The 17,251-nt window shown below is 49.1% G+C and carries 14 protein-coding genes; 9 read left to right on the forward strand and 5 right to left on the reverse strand.

Features of this window, described 5'->3' with window-relative positions:
• Window positions 1-33 precede the first annotated feature (33 nt).
• The 4 genes from BM231_RS22155 to BM231_RS22170 all read right to left on the reverse strand — a co-directional run bounded on the left by BM231_RS22155 (window position 34) and on the right by BM231_RS22170 (window position 5,267).
• A complete protein-coding gene (locus BM231_RS22155) occupies window positions 34-726 on the reverse strand; it encodes a hypothetical protein (RefSeq protein WP_208860568.1) in 693 nt (230 codons plus the stop codon).
• 205 nt (window positions 727-931) lie between these two features.
• A complete protein-coding gene (locus BM231_RS22160) occupies window positions 932-3,145 on the reverse strand; it encodes a GumC family protein (RefSeq protein ID WP_093522959.1) in 2,214 nt (737 codons plus the stop codon).
• Between the two features lie 5 nt (window positions 3,146-3,150).
• Entirely contained in the window at window positions 3,151-4,401 is a 1,251-nt protein-coding gene (locus BM231_RS22165) for an outer membrane beta-barrel protein (RefSeq protein WP_093522961.1), read from the reverse strand.
• Window positions 4,402-4,655: 254 nt separating this feature from the next.
• Window positions 4,656-5,267 (reverse strand): sugar transferase, encoded by a 612-nt coding sequence (locus BM231_RS22170; protein WP_063311033.1) that lies wholly within the window; start codon window positions 5,265-5,267, stop codon window positions 4,656-4,658.
• Between the two features lie 948 nt (window positions 5,268-6,215).
• On the opposite strand from BM231_RS22170, the gene BM231_RS22175 reads away from it, so the two are divergent.
• From BM231_RS22175 to BM231_RS22200, 6 genes are all read left to right on the forward strand, one after another.
• Window positions 6,216-7,325 (forward strand): glycosyltransferase family 4 protein, encoded by a 1,110-nt coding sequence (locus BM231_RS22175; protein ID WP_093522963.1) that lies wholly within the window; start codon window positions 6,216-6,218, stop codon window positions 7,323-7,325.
• Between the two features lie 165 nt (window positions 7,326-7,490).
• Window positions 7,491-8,084: a polysaccharide biosynthesis/export family protein gene (locus tag BM231_RS22180; RefSeq protein ID WP_208860569.1), complete on the forward strand. Its 594-nt coding sequence runs from the start codon at window positions 7,491-7,493 to the stop codon at window positions 8,082-8,084.
• Window positions 8,085-8,165: 81 nt separating this feature from the next.
• Complete coding sequence (locus BM231_RS22185; RefSeq protein WP_093522965.1) at window positions 8,166-9,464, forward strand: oligosaccharide flippase family protein; 1,299 nt, start codon at window positions 8,166-8,168, stop codon at window positions 9,462-9,464.
• Window positions 9,465-9,470: 6 nt separating this feature from the next.
• The gene (locus tag BM231_RS22190; protein ID WP_093522967.1) at window positions 9,471-10,370 is read left to right on the forward strand and encodes an ATP-grasp fold amidoligase family protein; all 900 of its coding nucleotides are present in this window, start codon (window positions 9,471-9,473) and stop codon (window positions 10,368-10,370) included.
• A gap of 95 nt (window positions 10,371-10,465) precedes the next feature.
• A complete protein-coding gene (locus tag BM231_RS22195) occupies window positions 10,466-11,425 on the forward strand; it encodes an EpsG family protein (protein ID WP_208860570.1) in 960 nt (319 codons plus the stop codon).
• A gap of 410 nt (window positions 11,426-11,835) precedes the next feature.
• Window positions 11,836-13,005: an amidohydrolase gene (locus BM231_RS22200; RefSeq protein ID WP_425287826.1), complete on the forward strand. Its 1,170-nt coding sequence runs from the start codon at window positions 11,836-11,838 to the stop codon at window positions 13,003-13,005.
• Window positions 13,006-13,075: 70 nt separating this feature from the next.
• On the opposite strand, the gene BM231_RS22205 is transcribed toward BM231_RS22200, so the two are convergent.
• On the reverse strand, window positions 13,076-14,035 hold the full coding sequence (locus BM231_RS22205; RefSeq protein WP_093522973.1) for a LysR family transcriptional regulator: 960 nt from the start codon (window positions 14,033-14,035) through the stop codon (window positions 13,076-13,078).
• 166 nt (window positions 14,036-14,201) lie between these two features.
• On the opposite strand from BM231_RS22205, the gene dctP reads away from it, so the two are divergent.
• From dctP to BM231_RS22220, 3 genes are all read left to right on the forward strand, one after another.
• A complete protein-coding gene (dctP, locus tag BM231_RS22210) occupies window positions 14,202-15,194 on the forward strand; it encodes a TRAP transporter substrate-binding protein DctP (RefSeq protein ID WP_093522975.1) in 993 nt (330 codons plus the stop codon).
• 80 nt (window positions 15,195-15,274) lie between these two features.
• Window positions 15,275-15,889: a TRAP transporter small permease gene (locus tag BM231_RS22215; protein ID WP_093522977.1), complete on the forward strand. Its 615-nt coding sequence runs from the start codon at window positions 15,275-15,277 to the stop codon at window positions 15,887-15,889.
• Window positions 15,886-17,175, forward strand: coding sequence for a TRAP transporter large permease (locus BM231_RS22220; RefSeq protein WP_093522979.1), 1,290 nt, complete (start codon window positions 15,886-15,888; stop codon window positions 17,173-17,175). Before BM231_RS22215 ends, BM231_RS22220 begins: the two co-directional genes overlap by 4 nt.
• Window positions 17,176-17,251 lie beyond the last annotated feature (76 nt).

Consider the following 17,251-nt stretch of genomic DNA (forward strand, 5'->3'; position numbering starts at 1 on the left):
GAGGAATCCCATGGTTTGATCAAGCAAGCTCGTTTACGCGTTGCCAAGGAAGGCCTGGAACTCGTTGAGGCGTTCCGCATGCTCACGTGGTTTGGCAGAATGCTTGACGAGTTTTGCAAGCAACTCGACACAAACCTGACAACGTGACCGCAGAGCATTATCTTCTTCAGTGACTTCATAACCGTCGAGCTTTTCGTTTTCTTCCAGCGAAGAAATCGCATGAGCGGTGCGAGCAATAGCTTGCGCCAGAACTTTATCCAAAATCACCTGCGCACGTCCTTCAAACTCACTTGTTTCTGTGAGGTTAGAAAGGTGAGGGCACATAAAGGTGATGTCTTCTGCAACAGCACTCTTCATCGTAAAGGAAACATGCTTGAGAGCCTTTGAAACAACCGGAGGCATGCGGCCAACGGAAATGTCATAGCCTGCCATTAGCAGCGAGTTTGGTAGGTTTTCAGAGTATTGCATCAATGCCAGATAGAAAAAGCCGGAGCACTGGAACAGATCAATTGCGGCACCCTGTGCCAAGTCACTCTTTTCAGTCTCGCGATCAAGCAATGCAGCCAGCTCGCATAACGCATTAAAACGCTCTTCAATGCGCTTTTGCGCATCCTCTAAGCCATTTGCAAACGCTTTTGGCGAACCGCTGGCCGTTGGAAAAAGAGGACTGGAAGTGTCAAAGAGATCAGCCAGTTTTCTGGCCGCATTTTCGATTTGTTCAGACAAGGTGCATCCCCTGATCATAAGAGCCGAGCATGGCGCTTCCTACATCACAAATAAGCTATGACGCAATGTGTAGTAGGTTGGCGTGGCAGAAGATTGCTTAATAACGCACTGATAAATCGCGGTTTGGGAGAGTCGAGAGCGTTCTCTATGGTCTGTTGTGCAAGACCATAGAGAACGTGTCGTTTCACTACTTCAGTAGCTCAAGTCACTTGTAGTAGCCATACCCGTAAGAAGCCTGATGCTTATTGAGTTTGGCTTTGCTCACATCGAAGTTGTTCAAAATAACTCCGAGTGTTTTTCCAGGTGTTTGGTCCAGGAGGTCTTTTGCCTGCTCGACTAAACCGCCGTCAGTGTGGTTCCATGAGGCAACCAGCACGGTCGCGTCAACAACATGAGAAAGCACGCGGCTGTCAATCAATGGCAGTGTCGGCGGGCTATCAATAATGACCAGATCAAAAGACTTACTTGCACCATCCAGCAGCGTTTTCATTGCTTTGGAAGAGAGCAGCTCAGCTGTTTCCCAAAGTTCCCTGTGGCTTGGAGCCGGCAGGTAGTAAAGGTTTGAGCCTTCTTCATGTTTAGTAGCTTCAGCAAAGGTCACTTTTCCTGTCAGGACATCCGCAAGGCTTTTTTCCTTTTGATCTCCCGGTGCATCCGCAGAAATCTGACGTCGCATATCTGCATCAATAAACAGCACCCGTTCACCAGCCTTGGCAGTGTAGTGAGCCAAATTGCGTGAGATCGTGGATTTGCCTTCTCCCGGAATAGCTGAGGTAATCAACAATGTCTTGATTGGGTTGTCCAAACGAGAGAATTTGACCCGTGACCGCAGTTCACGAATAGACTCTGCATAATGGCTCAGTGGGTTTGCTGATGCAAAATGAGTGATCTCATTACTCAATGCATCGTTGTTTTTAGCCCCTCGTGCAGTGCTTGCATGTTTGCTTCCAAAAAAACTGAAGAAAGTTTTGAGCCTTGAAGCTGATGCATGTCCATCAATCAATGGCACCTGAGAGAAGAGGGGGAGGCCAATGCGCTTTTCAACGTCCTCTTTTGACTTCAGCGTGTTGTCGAACTGCTCAATGAGAAGAGCAAGTGCTGTGCCAATGATTAAACCCAAAACTGCAGAGACAAGAAGGAAGAGTTTCTTGTTGGGAAAGCTTGCATTGCTTGGGATCTCTGCAGGACTCAAAATACGGCTACTGACAGAGTTCATTTTCTCAAATTCTTGAGTTTCCTTGAGACGTGCAAGGAAAGATTCATAGAGAGTTCTGTTTGCTGCAGCCTCTCGGACCAACTCACGCAGATACACTTGGGCATGATTTTCTGTGTTGGTGACATCACGCAGTTCTTCAAGACTACCTGCGATGGAAGCTTCGCGTCGCTGTGCGACCGCCAGCTCATTTTGGGCTGTGTCCACGATGCGCTGCAGCTCTTTCTCAATTTGCGCCCGAAGATCAGTCAACTGCGAGCGAACACTCACCACAGCTGGGTGCTTATGGCTGTATTTTACGGTAAGAGCAGCTTCCTTACGTTCCACTTCAGAGGCTTTAGCGCGCAGTTGGGTGATCACAGCTGACTGAGCTGCGTCGGCAAAAGAAGACGTAGAGCCACCACGAACAAGTACTTTCTCAATCTGGTCTACTCTCGCCTGAGCTTCAGCTGTTTTAGTGCGTGCAAACACGAGCTGCTGGTTCAGTGTCGCGATCTGCTTTTCGTTGATCGTTCCGCCACCAGCGATTTGCAGGTTGAACTCATTCCGGAATTGCTCAACAGCTTGCTCAGAGCTGCGGACCTTTACACCAAGCTCGGCCAGCCGGATGCTCAGCCACTCACTTGCCTGGCGAATTGAATCATACTTGGTCGCCAGTTTGTCAGCCAGATATGCCTCGGCAAACCCATCTGCCAACTGAGCTGCCATCTCTGGAGTGCCTGCCTGATAGGAGAGGTCAACAACAGTTGTATTACGGTTCAAAGTAACATGAAGTCCGTCGAGAACTCGTTGCTCAAGGCTGGTTGTTGCAGGAGGTTCCCCGGTAATTTTTGCAAACAATTCCGCCAGATAAGAAGGAACTTGCCGAAACTCTGCTGAATTTTCCAGGTCGTGATCATTGATAACGCGCTTTGCAACCCCATTTGACCCGATGATTTCAATCTGACTTTGCAAAAGTTTGTTATCAGAGCCAAACCCGCTGAGAATTGCTTTCACATCAACGACATTTTCCGCGCGTGTCTCGATATAAACAGAAGTCACTGCCGTGTATTTAGGCGCAGCAAAAAACGCAAGAGTGACGCCAAGGATGGTGACAACACCAGTGACACCTAGGACCAGCGCCCAATAGTTGCGCAAATACTGAAAAACCAGTCGAAGATTGATTGTGTCTTCTGGTGTGGCATTCGATGCTAGGGAATTTTGCATGGATCTCAATACTCTACTCTTGCGTTGATCCCTATCAGATGCCGGCTGTAGCTGCTTGCAGCTTCAGTAGACTTGAGCGTTTCAAAGTCATAGTAGGCACCGAACTTCAGGTTGCGGTTGATGAGGTGTTTTGTTTCCAGTCTCGCGCGAAGTGTATTGTCGCGGCGGTCAGTGCCTGCGAAGTCTTCACGTTTGAAAGAGAAAATCGGTGAAATGACAAAGTTCCGCCGGAGCTCGTAATCCAGCGAAACTTTGGCGGTTGAAGTGAGTTTGCTGACATATCCGTCAAGTGAGCTCTCTTCCACCGCTTGACGCCCGTCGAAGTTTACAACCAGAAGCGGAGAGGGCATCCATTGCACATCAACATTGAAGGAATATGTTGAGATATCTCCGCGGCTGCCCAGTTCATAATCCTGTCTGAGGTAACCAATACCGGCAGCGCCGTGCAGATTGCCGCGCTTATCCAGTTCCAGGCCTGTCAGAAATTCAAAACCATGTGAGTCCCGATTTTCTGTGCCAGTTGCCTTCCAATCGCGAACATCAAATTCCGCGCTGGCAAATGCGCTGAACCCGGGCGAAAAGGCATAATTGACTTTGCCAAGCAGATTATACCGCGTGCCATCGCGTGCATCTTGATCGATGGTCCTGCCATCCTTGGCTTCAACGTCATGGTAGTTGTAATGATTTACAGAACCGCCACCAATGAACCTGAGGCGATTAAAAACCTTTGAGACCCGGGCAGAGGCCGAGTAAGCATCACGTCTTACGCCGTGCTTTGCTTCTGAAGAACCATCTGCATCACCCAACCCATACTGTCTTGATTCAATGCTGGTACCGAGGTCTAAAGCAAAGTCTTTTAGGATTTCAAGCTGCGCTCCAGCTGAAGCACGACCTGACAGCGTAGAGGCATCCGAATTAGAAAATGCCTGCTTACGTTGCCCGGACAAGCCGAAGTGGATGCGGTGACGCGACATCTCAGAATTGATCGAAAGTGCAGGCGCAAAGAGACCCACCATGCTGCTCTCTTGATGATCTTTTGTTTTATAGAGATTGCTGTCGAAAGAGAGGCCGGAGGTCAGTGATGGCATGAAAATCCAGTTTGCATGCCGAATACCATGAGCGTTGTATTCCGGGTGCGAGCGGAGGCTGTACCCACCTCCGTTTTGCAACAGAGCGCTGGAAAGGTCTGAAGCCGCCGCAGCATCAAAAGCTGAGACGGCCATGCAGGCTGCAAAAGTGAATTTCGCGCCATTCATGCAAGCACCAAGGACAACAGATAAATCTTTACGCTACACATTTGATTGGAACTCATTTTCCGCTGCTGTTTTTTGTTCTGTGACGGGCCTGGATCGACGAGAAGGGCCCGTATTGGTTCGATGCGTTTATGTCGTGCTTCATGAGATGAAAGTGCTGTTCTGAGCATCTGAATGCTTAGAGCATTGCTTGAACGAATTTGACCTCATCACCGAGGAAAAGAGCGGTTTCTAGCCACTCTTTTCACTCGTAAAGCTCAGTCTTTCTGCGAAACTGAAAGTTGGCTGCCGCGAAATTCAGGCATGGTCGCGTGCCCTGCAGCGCTAATACCTTCTCTTCGCAGAACGATGATCATGGTCATGAAGATGATTTTCATGTCGAGCCAAAAACTCTTGTTCTCGACGTACCAAACATCCAGTTCAAACCTGGAATCCCAATCGATGCTATTGCGTCCGTTTACCTGTGCCCAACCAGTAATTCCCGGCTTCACAAAATGACGCATCATCTGCCGCTTCGAATAATGCTTCAAAAAGCCAGCATGTTGAGGACGTGGTCCAACAACAGACATTTCACCCTTCAAAACATTCAGGAAACCTGGAAGTTCATCAATGCTCGTTGCGCGTAAGATACGACCGAACAAAGTTAGTCGCCGATCGTCCGGAAGAAGCTTGCCAGATGCATCACGTTCCTCGGTCATGCTCCGGAACTTGTAAATCTGGAAGACCTCACCGTTCAGTCCTGCACGATCTTGTTTGAAAATGATTGGGCTGCCCAGCCTGGTGCGTACTAAGATAGCTACCAAGATCATGATGGGTGATACAATCAGCAAGATAGCAAAACTAAAGACTACATCGAATATTCTAATCATGGTGCACTTCTAACTACTGTCGCTCACGGAAAGAAATACTTCATCCCGCCATGGTCTCAATTTGAGCAAGCCCCCAACACCCTCAGAAGAGCTATCTCACGAACTGTCAGCGATACTGCAGACCAGTCTTGCTTTGCCTATATCCCCTGCAAAGGCGCAACTAGGTCGCTGAGTAACGCAACAGAAAATCAGATCTAAGCTTCGCATTAGTTAGATTTTTCATAGAAATCTTACCAATCACAATCTGATTTCAATTGGGGTAGGTATTTGATTCCAAGTAATAAAGTCAATTAGATAAATATAGATTGCCACATAACTTAATTTATGAATATGCGTATAATAGTTTAACTATTCTAATCTGCGATTATGCGAAAATTTTAACTAACCTATACTTTAATGACATTGCGGGATGTTTCATAAAATTTCCCTAAAATCCAATACAGTTAAATTGTATGGAATTTTTGGCAGAAAACAAACGTTCTTGAGCCCCTAGAATACTGAGAGTTCGAATGCTTAAGGGTGTCTGTAGGTCGCTGGAGGGTGAATCTTGCAGCAATTCTGCTGATTTTTTGAGGCGTATATTAAGAGAAATTCGCTGTGATATAGTAGTTAATTTACTACAATTAGAATGAAATAGTAATGGTAATTTATTAATTTAGATTTCAATTTGCGTAATCCTCACAATACTTTACAAAATCATTTTATTGAATTGACTTAATTGCTTTTTGTAAAATATTTACGTCCTAGGTTGCTTTGGGTGTCAAGTGTTCACTGGGAATGTTCAGTAAAAATTTAATCTTACAGCAATCGTGCATAGGCTCTGCGGCGCAGGCCAGCATGGATCAGAAGCCAATTTGTTACTTGAGTTACTCAGTCGCTCTGAATGGTTGAGGTGCAGGGGCAGGTGGGTTTGTTGTTATACCTAGTTTATTTGATTGAACAAGACAAATGCGAATACTTCTTGTTGCCAACAGCAGCTTTAAACTAATCAACTTCCGGCGTACTTTGATTGAGCAGTTGTTGCGAGAAGGGCATGAGCTCATTGCAGCAGCCCCTCGCGATGACTACACGCCAGATTTCAAGAAAATGGGTGTGAGATACATCGAGCTCCCCATGGATGCCACCGGCACCTCCGTTGTTGCTGAACTAAAGCTGCTCCTGCGAATTTTCGGGATTACACGACGATATCGACCTGATGCCGCACTGGGCTTTACAATCAAGCCCAACATCTACGGGGCCTTGTCTGCGCGCTTGCTCGGTATTCCGTTTGTCCCGAATATCACCGGGATGGGCAGCGTCTTTGACCGTGATGATCTGTTTGCCCGTTTGATCAAAGGGCTTTATCGATCTGCATTTCGCAGGTGCCCACGGGTCTTCCTTCAAAATCCGGAAGACCTTGCCTTTTTTGTCAAAACAGGGCTGATTTCCAAAGAGCAGGCCTGTCTTTTGCCTGGGTCAGGTGTCGATCTTACGAGTTTCCACTCAACCGCTCTTCCGGGCAACAGTCATCGCCGCACTTTTACACTCGTCGCACGCATGCTGCGCGAGAAGGGGGTTCTGGAGTTTGTTGAAGCGGCTCGTGCGCTTTCTCCCAACTTCCCCGATGCCCGTTTCGTCTTATTAGGGCCGTCAGGCTCCGGAAAGGCCGGTGCATTAAGTGAAGACGATATGAAGACGCTTACGGCCGACGGCGTTGTTGAATATCTGGGATCAGTAAAGGATGTTCGTCCAGTTGTAGCTGATGCCGACTGTGTTGTTCTTCCTTCGTACTATCGGGAAGGCACACCAAGGTCGCTGCTTGAAGCCGCTGCGATGGGTCGCCCGATCATCACAACAACCATTCCGGGATGTAAGGATGTGGTTGATGAAGGCCAGAATGGTTTCCTCTGTGAGCCAAGAAGCACGCAATCAATTGAAACTGCAATGCGGCAATTTCTTTTGATGAGTGAGACCGCGATAAATGAGATGGGGCATGCCTCGCGCAAAAAGGCTGAACAGACCTTTGATGAGAGAATAGTGGTTGATCACTATACCTCAATTTTGCAGGCAACGGCTTAGGTCAAAATCTCAGTTACATATGAGTTTCAGAGGGCCTTTAAAGTCCAGCCCAGATCAACTTTGGTACGTAAAATCATCGGCTTACTCTTTCTTGTCGCGCATTGGTTCGCAACCGCGCCAGGCGCACGACGAAAGAGAGGTAAGACAGAAGAAAAGGGAATTGGTGTGAAGCAAAAACTGCTCAATGGCTTAACAGGTCTTGTTATCCTTGGCCTTCTGCAGGGCTGCGCTTCGGGCGAGTTCGCAGAACATAACACGCAAAGCCAGATGGCATCTGGTCGCGTCTTTTCACAGCCGGAGGTGTATCGCCTTGGGCCAAGCGACAAACTGCGTGTCATGGTGTTTGGAGAGCCTGATCTTTCAGGGGAGTTTGTTGTCGATGATCAAGGGAAGCTCGATCTGCCTCTCATTGGTGATATTCCCGCTGGCAACAGCAGTGTGAAAGAGCTGGAAACCCGCATCATCACCGCCTTGAAAGATGGCTATCTGAAGGAGCCGCGTGTGAGCCTGGAGGTTATCAGTTCACGTCCATTCTTCATTCAGGGGGAAGTCGCACGGCCAGGAGAGTACTCCTATAAGAACGGACTAACCCTTCAGGACGCCATCGCTGTTGCGGGCGGATATTCTTATCGCGCGAATACATCCAACATCTTCATTCGGCCAGTTGGCAGCAACTATGAAGTACCGGTGAACCTGACGGGTGCACGGCTCTATTTGCGTCCTGGTGATAGTATTCGTATTCCAGAAAGATATTTCTAGTCCCGTGCAAATCAAAATGAAAATACAGCACTTCACTCCAATGTCAGCACAGTGCAGGTGTTCCGAAAAGGGGCGACAGCTATGATCGCTCGCCTGCTCAGACATCAGGCTGGCATCAAGGTTCTGGCCCTCAAAGGCACTGAGGCGTTGGCCGGTGCTGCCATGACCATCTATCTGGCACGAATACTTGGACCTTCGGCTTTTGGTGTCTTTGCGTTCGGGCTCGCAACAATAATGTTGCTGGCAATCCCGATCAAAAACGGCGCATCGACATTGATCACGAAGCATGTGGCTATTGCTCGTGAACGAAGTGGAGCTGAACAGGCAGGACCTCTGCTGGCAACCGGACTTCGCTTGTCTCTTCTTTATGCAGGCGTGCCGATCGTTTGTCTTTGGACAGTTGTGGCATTGAGTGAAAACGCGAATGCCTTTGTTGTAAGTGTAGCACTCTTCTCACTGGCTCTTCCGTTCCTGTGCCTTACGGGCTTGATGGAAGGGGTCCTGCGAGGCAGCTTCCGGCCAAACGCTGCGATCCTTGTCGGAACCGTTCTTGTGCCATTGTTAGTCTTGGCGACAGCGTTTCTTTTGACGGAGCAAATGCAGGCGCAAGGCTGGATGTTTGCTGTTGCTGCCTATATCGCAGCCGCGATCGCTATCACTGTTATGAGTCTGCTGCTTTCCCGCCCATATCTTCACAACCTGCTACCCGTCCCAAAAGAAAACCGTATGGGTGGTCGTCAATGGCTACACCTCGTCGCTCCCTTCGCGATTGTAACAGGACTACTGATCTTCAATCGCCAGATCGATACGATACTTCTGGGTGTGCTTGCCGGAGAAAAAGAGGCTGGAATTTACCGAATCGCCGCTCAGGCATCAGTGCTTGTCACATTTGGCGTACAAGCCATTGGCCACCTTTATGCGCCCTATCTTGCGACAGCAGATAGAACGACAGCTCCCTTGAAAATCTCAGGATACCTTCGCAAAAGTGTTCTCTTCTCAATCGCCTTCGGCCTGTTTGCTCTCGTGGCACTCGCAGTCTGGGGAGACGATATTATCACCTTGTTAGCGGGGCCAGAATATCTGCCAGCCTATCCGGTGATGCTCATACTCTGCGCTGCCAATCTGGCTGTGGCCGCAAACGGAGCAACTATGCAAGCGCTTTATATGCAAGGACATCAAAAGCGCACGGCTTGGATCTTCTTTGCATCGGGTGTTCTTTCCGTTGCTGCAAATGCGACATTGATCCCGTATCTGGGCATCAACGGTGCAGCAATTGCATCCTCTGCAGCCATTCTTTCATGGTCACTGGGCCTTCGCTGGTTAGCTTGCGGAGTGTGGCGACTTTCTTATCTAACACTCTCACCTCGTGACCAGGAGTGACAGCTCATGAAGCTACAAAACTTCCTTCCAACCGGACATTTCTGGGACAACGCACTTTCTATCTTAAACGCGCGAAAACGCTTGGGATATTTCCCGAATCCGCGGAAGCCACGCAGTTTTAATGAGCATATCCTTGCGCAAAAATGGGCTTTTCGGGGGGACCTTGCACTCGCAAGTCGTGTGACAGACAAGGCAGAAGTAAAAAAATGGCTCTCTGAGATCGGTATGGAGCACCTGATTGTGCCCACACTTGGTGTCTATAAGAATACTTGGGATATTGAGGCGTTCCATTTCGAAGGTGAGCTTATTGCCAAATCGACACATGGCAGTGGCGAAGCTTTGATCCGAACCGCCCAGAACGGTAAGGCCTTTTCTTTGGAAGACTTAGAAGTCTTCAGAAGTTGGTTCTCTGAGGACTACTATAAACGCAGCCGGGAGCCGAACTATAAGGGGCTTAGCAAACGGATCATCGTAGAACCGTTGTTGCGTGATGAAACAGGCAATCCACCCAAGGACTTTAAGTTCTTTTGTGCAGACGGTGAACCTTTTGCTGTTCAAGTCGATCATGGTCGGTACACACACCATACCCGACAACTGTATGATACGAGCTGGCAGCTTCTCCCATATTCAATGTGCTACGACCGGAATCCGGTCCCAATGCGCAAACCAGTCTTGCTCGATAAAGCTCTTGAGGCAGCACGTCAGCTCTCAAAAGGCTTCGGATTTGTCCGCGTAGATTTCTATTTCATGCCATCAGGCCTCAAACTAGGAGAAATGACATTCTTCCCGGGAAATGGTGCTGAGCGTTTTTCTCCAGCAGAAGGAGATGCTCAGTTGGGGCGGCAAATCAGGAAAGTCAGCTTTACTGCCGACCAGACAGCTGGAATGCAAAAGCGAAAGGCATAAGACCTATGTGGCCATACGTCATCATGAGTGGGGTTGTGTATTCAGGTAGTATGCTGTCCGTTTTTGACAGACGCACATCTGTCGTAAGCTGGGCTATGCTGGCGTCTTTTGCTGTTGCCTTGAGCGTTTTTATAGGTTTTCGTTTTGAGGTTGGAAAGGACTGGATACAGTACAATTACATCTTCAAATTGATAACTGAACTACCCTTTATACAAGCAATGGCCTTTACAGATGCCGGTTATGGTTTTTTGAATTGGCTCTCCCATCAGATGGGGCTGGGCATTACTGGTGTCTTTTTCTTTTGCGCTGTGGTTTTGGTTGTTGGACTAGTGATGTTCGCTGCTCTAACGCCTTATCCTTGGCTTGCTGTTGCAGTTGCAATGCCGCACATCGTGACGATCATGGCAATGGACCACGTGCGTCAAACCACTGCGCTCGGATTCATCTTGATTGGACTTGCATTTCTGGCGCGAGATCGTGTGTGGACATTCGTAGTCTGCATTTTGATGGGGGCATTATTTCATCGAACCGCTATTATGTGCCTGATATTTTGGCTCGTACTCGCGCAAAAAAATCGCATTTTGCTATATCCAGCGATACTGGCCATCTGTGCACTCCTGATAGAGTTCTTGCTGGCTGATCGTATCGGGGTCTACGTCTTGCGATATGTTGAAACGTCTGCCGGATCTCGAGGCGCACTGATAAGGTTACTATTCAATGCTTTGCCTGCGGCTGGTTTCCTGATTATCAGAAAAAACGTGAAGCTTCCCCAAAAGTTCGACAAGGTTATGAACTTGATGGCATGGATTGCTGTATTTTCACTTTTACTATTGCCGATGCTTCCCTCAGCTGTAATCGTTGATAGAATCGGAAAGTACTTCCTCCCAGTTCAAATTCTATTCTACCCAATAATCATCTCTCAAATACGCGGATACGCATTGAGGTTTTCTGCTGCAGCTCTTATTTGTGCCTATCTGTTTCTGACACAGTTCTATTGGCTCTACACGAGTGAACTGGCAGATTTTTGGGTGCCCTATAAAATGACTCAATTGTGAGGGAACGGCCTATCTTGGAGCAGTCTGGTTTTGTCATAATGCCGTACTGAAGCAGATTTTAACATCGGGACAATAAATGATGTTTCATCCGAGATGAGCATCCAGCTAAAATGTAGGTCTTCAATAAACACGGCCATAACAGCGCCGAATACCAATATACAGCATATGTATTTGCCACGTACCTGTTCGCCTGCGACTTTAGCGAGTGAAAAGGGGATGCGGTTTGCAAGACTTTGAACTGAAGTTGCGTTCAAGTCGTAAACCGTTACGAATGCAGTCAGATCCGATCAGCGGTGCTTGCAAATTTCTAATTGTGTTGGATAAGAACGCCTGCTGATTGAACTGAGCGGATTGGGATGCTTAGTCTGGTTCCGTGCGTGCATCTGCTTACTAGTGTGGAGATTTATATTTTGGATACGATCCAGTTCCAATTGAATGCTGAGCAAGTTGCTTACCTGACAGATATTCGGCAAACGCTGCATAAAGCGCCGGAAGCTTCTGGTGAAGAAGAGCAAACTGGTCGCTTTATTGTTGAGCAACTCGAGCGAATTGGGGCAGATCGTATTGTTTCCGGGCTTGGTGGTTATGGAGTAATCGCTGAATACCGAGGTATTGCAGATGGGCCAACTGTGATGATCCGGTGTGAGCTGGATGGGTTGCCGATTGAAGAGATCTCCGAGGTTCCGTACCGCTCACAAACTCCGGGCCGTGGCCATCTGTGCGGGCATGACGGGCACATGACCATGGTTCTTGGTGTCGCTCATTTACTTGCCGGTCAGCGCCCAAAGCAAGGGCGTGTTGTGTTGATGTTCCAGCCAGCTGAAGAAACTGGAGCAGGGGCTGCGGCTGTGATTGAAGATCCGAATTTCGCAGAGTTTCGACCAGATTTTGCGTTCTCGCTGCACAATTTGCCAGGGCGACCTTTGGGTGAAGTCAGTATTTGTCAGGAATATGCCAACTGTGCATCCCGTGGAATGCAGATCAACCTGCGCGGTAAGAGCTCGCATGCCGCCGCACCAGAAGATGGACTTTCCCCGGCCTCGGCGATCTCCGTGTTGATGGATCAGCTCGTAAAGCTCGGTGTTGGTGGGGAGATGAATGATCAATTCACACTCAGCACATTAACACATGTCCGCTTGGGCGAGCCGACGTTTGGAATTGCGCCGGGTTTCGGTGAGCTGCGTGTGACACTGCGGTCCATCAGTGATGCATTGATGGAAGATATGATTGCCCGAGCGCAAGAGGCTGTAGCACAAGCAACACCTGATCTGGATGTTGCAATCACATGGCACGATATTTTCCTCGCCTGTGTCAATCACCCAGAAAGTCGTGACCAGATTATTCAGGCTGCGAAGCGGATCGGCACTCCATTGAGAGAACTGGACTATCCGATGCGTTGGTCCGAGGATTTTGGTCGGTTTGGATTGGATGGGGCAAAGTCTGCGATGTTCTTTTTGGGTTCTGGAGAAGCTCAGCCACAACTGCACAATCCAGACTATGACTTCCCGGAAGCACTGATACCAATCGGAGCAGAGCTATTCATAACAATCATTGAACAGCTTTTGGGACTTACTGACTAAGGCTCGCTGAATTGCCTGTAGCCCCATCTCTCTCTGAGGTGGGGTGTTCGTTTTGGTCCAGCGATAAAGCCTAGTTCAGATAGCTTCTGTCTTCCAGAGACACCTTTTTAATTTCGTCCCGCAGGATCTCAATAAACGCAGCCTCCGCTGCATTGTGCCTAGTTTTTGAGTTTGTGATGAGTGCAATGTCGTAGATCGGCAGATCTGCAAAATCGGTAACGCGCCATAATCGCTTCGCCTCAACATAAGGCCGCGCCACATGGACTGGGAAAGGTCCGACACCCACACCAATTTCGATCAATCGGCGCAACTCTTCCAAATGATAGGACCGGCCAACGGGTGAATGCTCAATGCCCAGCTTGTTGCGCGCCATGGCAAATTCACTCATTTCGCCGCCGGGTTCATCGGTTGGAAAAGTCACATAGGGCTCATGGGCAAGCTCTTCCTTGCGGATATCATCGCGCCCAAACAGCGGGCTGAGCCGGCCACAATAAAGCGCAAATCTCTCGCGGTAGATAATCTCGTAGGTCAGGCCAGGTTGACGGGCTGTGGTGAGGCCGATCCCACATGAAGCCGTTTTGCGTTTAACTTGCGTGACCACATCACCGCTTGTTGCAACTTTAATTGAGAGCGTTGCCTTAGGATGTGTCTTGTGAAACCGCACAAAGGCAGCATCAATCACAGGTGACTCGGCGTGGGTTGCCGTAGCGATAGAAACGTGTCCGGTCACATCCTCCCGCACGTCTTTCAGCACCGCTGCGATGCGTGAAACCCCGCTATAAATTTCCAAGCATTCTTCATAGAGAAGCTGTCCGGCTTTGGTCAGTGAGAACTCACCTGCATTCCGATCTATCAGCACGCAATCAAATTGATTTTCCAGTCGTTTCAATGCGTTGGTGATTGCTGGCTGGGTTAGCAGCAATCGTTTAGCAGCTTTAGTAACCCCTTTCTCTTCAACGATAATGAGAAAGGTATAAAGCAGGTTCCAATCGAGGTTTCGACAGAAGCGTTCAAGAGAGGTTCTATTCATGGGGCATTACTCAAATTTATATCTACATTAAATATATGAACTTGCTTAATGCGTCCACTCTTGGTCCTATGAATTTATGCGTAGGTTGTTAGTTGCAGCAAAAAGGGGTAGCGCACACAACCAGCACTCGGCATGCGCAAAAAACGATTTTCCGGAGGAGAGACACTTGACCAATTTCACAAAATTCGCAGTAGCGACTGCGCTGACACTCAGCCTGACAAGCGGCGTTTCTGCTGCAACCACTCTCAAACTCGCTGGTGTTGTGCCAGTCGAGCATTACGGCAACACGCTGCTTGAGCAAATTAAGAATGATATTGAAGCGGCCAATGTTGATTTGAAGGTAAATGTCTTCCCGGCAGGCCAGCTTGGCGCGGGTGAGGAGCTGTTTGAAGCGGCTGCACGTGGCAACGTGGATCTGGTACATTCTGTTGTGTATGCGCACAGCGACCCGGTCTTGGAAATCAACTCCCTGCCATACCTTGTGAGCAGTTGGGATGAAGCTGAAAAAGTATATCTGAACAAAGGTTCTGCCTTCAACAAGATCTTTGCGGAGCGTCTTGAAGGTCTGGGTCTCAAGCTTCTGGCCAACGCACCAGAAGGGTTCATCGGCGTGGTCGCAAATGATACGCCAGATAATGCGAGCACTACGGGCGACAAAGGCATGAACATTCGTGTCTGGAGTTCTCAGGTGATCAAAGCGACCGTTGAATCAATCGGCTTTAAAGCCACCACGATGAACTGGGGCGAAGTCTTTCCTGCCATTCAGGCGGGCACGGTTGATGGTGCAATTTGCTGCACAGCGCAGCTGGCTTACAGCGCCTTTGCAACCTCTGATGTTGGTAAAGCCTTCATCCCATACAATGCAGTGGTTGAGAACACGACCTATTACGCCTCCAGCCGTACATGGGACAAACTCTCCCAAGAGCAGCAGTCCGCTGTCCAGTCAGCTTTTGACAAAGCGGCACGTGATTATGCTGCCTGGGGCCGAAACAATGAAGCACAATACGTCACGAAGCTTCAGGAAAGCGGCTATCAGGTTGTGACTGTTTCTGATGAAGACCGTGCTGCAATCGCTGAAAAGGTGCGGGCAGACGTATGGCCACAAATCTCTGAAATCGTTGGCAAAGACACCATCGATGCTCTGATGGCAGATAAATAAGCACGAAGACACCTATGCGAACGGGTGGCCTGTTGCTGCCCGTTCCTTTTCCTGAAGTTAAGCCAGAACTATGAGCATTCATGTCTGAACTCTCACAACACCTCTCACCAGGCTGGTCTCGATTTGTCGACCGCTTGGTAACGATCAAATCCTGGTTGCTTGCCATCGGCTGCATCATCATGGCTGGCACGTTCTTTCTCGTGGTGATCTTCCGCTACGGATTTGGCTCAGACCTGTTTGCCTACGAAGAATGGCTGCTGATCATCTGTTTCTGGATGTATTTCGCCGGTGCGGCAATGGGAACCTACGATGGCTCTCATGTAAATGCAGACTTGCTGACCTATGTGATCAAGGATCCACGCAAAGCACATGTGCGGGCCGTTATTATCGGTGCAATTGAGTTCATCATCGCCATGGCACTGGTCTATTGGTCGGCGCTTATGATCATTGACGAGATCGACAGCTATCCCCGATGGCGCGCAACAATTGCTCTTCGAATTCCGTTCTTTGTCCCACGTCTTGCCATGTTGGTCGGCTTTGCAACCATGGCCTTCTATAGCCTGCTGCATCTGATCGTTCTCATCAACAAAGGCCCCGCCAAATCCGCAGTGCAACCGAGTGAGCAACAGGACGATAACGTGCTGCTGCAGCCGGTCATGCCAGAGACAACAAAAACAAAAGAGCCAGCACTATGATTATTCTGGGAAGCCTTATTCTAATCTGCCTCATGCTGGTGATTGGTGTCAGTGTTCCAATGTCCTTTGGCGCGGTTCTGCTGTTCATTGCAGTGTTTGGTGGCCATGATGTCAGTGGCTTCATGCCAACTGGGCACTGGAAGGTGAGCTCTCTGGTTCTGCTCGCAATCCCACTGTTCATTCTGGCTGGCGCGATCATGGAACGAGGCCGTATCGCAGCTCCTTTGGTGTCCCTTGCTGAGCTTATGGTGGGCAATGTCCGGGGTGGATTGAGCGCAGCTGCAGTTGTTGCAAGTGGTATCTTCGGAGCCATCTCCGGCTCAGCAGCAGCAACATTGACCTGCATCGGCTCCATCATGATGCCGCATCTGCGCAAAGCCAACTATCCGGAAGGGATGGCTGCGGCGCTGATTGTGAGTGCGAGTCCGTTAGGCCTGCTGATCCCACCAAGCTCCTCACAAATTCTCTATGCCTGGACCACGCAGCAATCCGTGCTCAAGTGCTTTTTGGCGACCGTTGTTCCCGGGGTCATCCTCATTGGTTTCCTTTGCATCGTGAACTTCGTGATGCTGCGGAATGTGAAGGATCTGAAGACCGAACGCGTTGGCGGAAAGTTCGCGTTTGAACTGCGCACCCGAAGCTTCAAAGCCATGCCCGCTCTGTTGATGCCTGTTATCATTCTGGGTGGCATCTATGGTGGTGTTATGACGCCAACAGAAGCTGCTGGTGTTGCTGTGATCTACGCAATTCCAATCGGTTTCTTTATCTACCGTGGTCTTGATAGAGAGAACTTCTTCCCAACATTGCGCTATGCCGGCACAACCATCGGCGTTGTCATGATGATGGTGCTTATGGTGCTCATTGTCAGTCAGTTTCTGGTGTTTGAGAACATTCCGGCAATGGCAAAGGATCTGATCTATTCAGTTTCTGACAATCCGATCATCATTTTGCTTATGGTCAATCTGGTCATGATCCTCATTGGCATGTTGATGGATGATATTTCCGGCTTGCTGTTGTCCGCGCCGCTTTTGCTGCCAATCGTACAAAGTGTCGGTATGGAGCCAGTTCATTTTGCAGCGGTGCTTGGCGTCAATCTGGGCATGGCAAACATCACGCCGCCAACAGCACCACTGCTTTACCTTGGTGCTCGCGTGACGGACGCCCCGGTCAACAAGATGATGAAGCCGACACTGATAATGATCGCGTTTGCTTGGCTGCCAACACTGGTAATCACAACCTTTATTCCGCAGGTTGCTCTATGGTTGCCAGAACTGGTGTTCGGCTGATCAGAGTTTTGCCTCAGCTCACTCTAATGAGCTGAGGCAACTCACCAATATTACTTTCACATCGGCATATATGAAG

The organism is Pseudovibrio ascidiaceicola (assembly GCF_900114245.1).
Classification (GTDB): Bacteria; Pseudomonadota; Alphaproteobacteria; order Rhizobiales; family Stappiaceae; genus Pseudovibrio; species Pseudovibrio ascidiaceicola.